The 2628-nt window shown below is 75.2% G+C and carries 3 protein-coding genes; 2 read left to right on the top strand and 1 reads right to left on the bottom strand.

Features of this window, described 5'->3' with window-relative positions; all coding sequences use genetic code 11:
* Together AC792_RS15605 and AC792_RS15600 are read left to right on the top strand one after the other, a co-directional pair.
* Positions 1-1138 (top strand): DNA-3-methyladenine glycosylase family protein (locus AC792_RS15605; RefSeq protein ID WP_049831412.1); only part of this gene is annotated, 1138 nt, incomplete at its 5' end.
* Positions 1139-1163: 25 nt separating this feature from the next.
* Positions 1164-1718 (top strand): methylated-DNA--[protein]-cysteine S-methyltransferase, encoded by a 555-nt coding sequence (locus tag AC792_RS15600; RefSeq protein ID WP_082177822.1) that lies wholly within the window; start codon positions 1164-1166, stop codon positions 1716-1718.
* A 37-nt stretch (positions 1719-1755) separates the two neighbouring features.
* Here AC792_RS15600 and AC792_RS15595 read toward each other — a convergent pair.
* Positions 1756-2628 (bottom strand): ABC transporter ATP-binding protein (locus AC792_RS15595; RefSeq protein ID WP_152916283.1); only part of this gene is annotated, 873 nt, incomplete at its 5' end.

Here is a 2628-nt window from a genome sequence, read left to right as displayed (position 1 = left end):
CGCCCAGACGGCGCGCACGCTCCTCCCGGGGGCCGATCGCCCCCCCGCGGGCGCCGCCCTCGCCGCGGGGGTCGGCAGTATCCGGCAGTTCAACGACACCCTCCGGCAGATCTTCGACCTGACGCCGCGGCAACTACGGCAGTCGGCCGGGCGGGCTCCTGCCCCCACCTCCGCCGCGGGCGAGCCGGTGACACTGACGCTGACGCTCCCGGCCCGGCTCCCCTACGACGACGGGATCTTCCGTTTCCTGGCGGACCGGGCGGTGGACGGGATGGAGCTCGGGAGTGGTTCGAGCTACGAGAGGATCCTCCCTCTCCCCGGCGGGCCGGCCTGGTTCAGGGCCCTGGCCGTCGAGCCACGCGGGAACGGAGGGGCCGCACTCCCGGTGACGGTCCCGGTCGCCGACCTGGGGGATCTGCCCCTCCTGCTCGGTCGCATCCGCCGGCTCTTCGACCTCGACGCCGACCCGGTCGCGGTGGACGCCGCCCTGGCGGAGGACGAGCGACTCGGTGCGCTGTCCGCCGCCGTACCCGGGATCCGGCTGCCGGGAACCCCCGATCCGTACGACCTCCTCGTCCGCGCACTCGTGGAGGAGCGTCGACCCCGCGGTGCGGCGCGCGCCGCACTGTCGCGGCTCGTGCGGACGGGCCCGTCCGTGGACCTGCCCGGGACACCACTGCGGAGGATGTTCCCGACAGCCGAGCAGCTCGTCGAGGCCCTCCCCCACCACGGGGCAGGCATCGAACCGGCGGGGGTCCTGCGTGCCGTCGCGCACGGGCTGCTCTCGGGCGCGCTCGGGCCGGGGCGCGGGGCCGGGGCCGCCGCAGTGCGAGCGCAATTGGTGGCACACCCCGGGATCAGCCCGTGGGTCGCGCACCAGGTGCTCCTGCGCGGTCTCGGGGACCCGGACGTCCACGTCACCGACGCCGGGACCCGGGCAGGATGGGTCCGATTGGGTGGACGCGGTGGGTCCGCGGGTGACACCGCGTCCTCCGACGCCGTGCACCTCGCGATGACCGCCGCCCGTCCATGGCGCTCCTACGCCACCGTCCATCTGTGGCGCGCCGCCGAGGGCCTGTCACCGGGCGCTGCCCCACCGACCGGCACCGCGGCGGAGCGTATCCGTCACACCACCTGATCCCCCTCCAGCGAACGGACCCGCCATGACCTCCCGCCCCACAGCCCGATCGACCACCACGGCACTCCCCCGCGGAGCCGCCACCACCACGCTGGCCACCCCCGACGGGCCCTTCACCGTGATCGGGGCGGAGGGGGCCGTGCTCGCCTCGGGCTGGACGGAGGACCTCGCGGAGCTCACGGGGCAGATCCATCCGAGCATCCTGACCGCACGCTTCGATCCTGCCGCGAGCACCGTGCAACGGATCGGTGAGGCCGTGCAGCGGTACTACGACGGCGACCTGGGCACGGTGGCCGCCGTCCCGGTGCGGCAGGTCTCCGGTCCGTTCCGCATGCACGCCTGGGCCGTGCTGCGGGAGGTGGGGCCCGGGGCGCCCGTGACGTACGCCGAGTACGCACAGCGTGCGGGCAGCCCGACGGCGGTCCGTGCGGCGGCGGCGGCCTGCGCGAGGAACGCCGCGGCACTGTTCGTGCCCTGCCACCGGATCATCCGCACCGACGGCGGCCTCGGCGGTTTCCGTTGGGGCCTGCCGATCAAGCAGCGGCTCCTCGACCGGGAGGCGGGGTTGCCGGGAGCATGACGCCCCCGCACCCCGTGTCCCGCACCCGCGAGGGTGCTCAGGCCGGTGTGACGAGCAGCTGCCGGGCCGCCATGTCCCGGTACAGTTCGCTGGTGCCGAGGAGGTGCTCGTGCGTGCCCACCGCCGCGACGCGCCCCTCGTCCAGCACCACGATCTGGTCGAAGTCGGCCACGGTGGACAACCGGTGCGCCACCACCACCACGGTGCGCCCCCGGGAGGCCTCCCCCAGTGTCTGCTGCAGCAGCTGCTCGGTGCGCGAGTCCACGGCCGAGGTGGGCTCGTCCATGAGCAGGACGGGACGATCGGCGAGGATCACGCGGGCCCAGGCCAGCCGTTGCCGCTGGCCGCCCGAGAGCCGGATGCCGTCCTCCCCGAGATTCAGCCCGAGGCCCTCGTCCGAGCGCTCACCGAGTCCGTCGAGGCCCACGGCGGCCAGGACCTCGCGGAGCTGGGCGTCCGTGGCCTCCGGGGCGGCGAGGCGCAGGTTGTCGGCGAGGGTGCCGCTGAGCACCGGGGCCTCCTGCTCCACGAGACCGAGATCGGCGCGCAGCACGGACCTCGGTATCGCGGCGAGCGCATCGCCGTCGAGGCTGATGCTGCCCGACGTCGGCTCGTAGAACCGCTCGAGCAGGGCCAGGACGGTGGACTTCCCCGCGCCGGAGGGGCCCACGAGTGCGGTCCGGCTGCCGGCGGGGACCGTGAAGCTCACGCCGTCGAGCACCTGGCGGACCGCTGCCGGCTGCTGCTCCTCACCCGGGGTGCCGGCCGCTCCCCTGCCGTCGGCCGGGCGGCGCGGGCCGCCGTCGTCGTCCGCGTCCGGGACCTCCGCGACCTCGTAGCCGAAGCTGACGTCGCGCAGTTCGATCCTGCCGGCTGCACGGCTGCGCGCCGGCTGCGGCCGCCTGGGCAC

It is taken from the genome of Arthrobacter sp. RIT-PI-e, assembly GCF_001187915.1.
GTDB lineage: Bacteria > Actinomycetota > Actinomycetes > Actinomycetales > Micrococcaceae > Arthrobacter_D.
The sequence above is the reverse complement of the archived record's forward strand: the minus strand, read 5'-3'. Positions and strand labels throughout refer to the sequence as shown.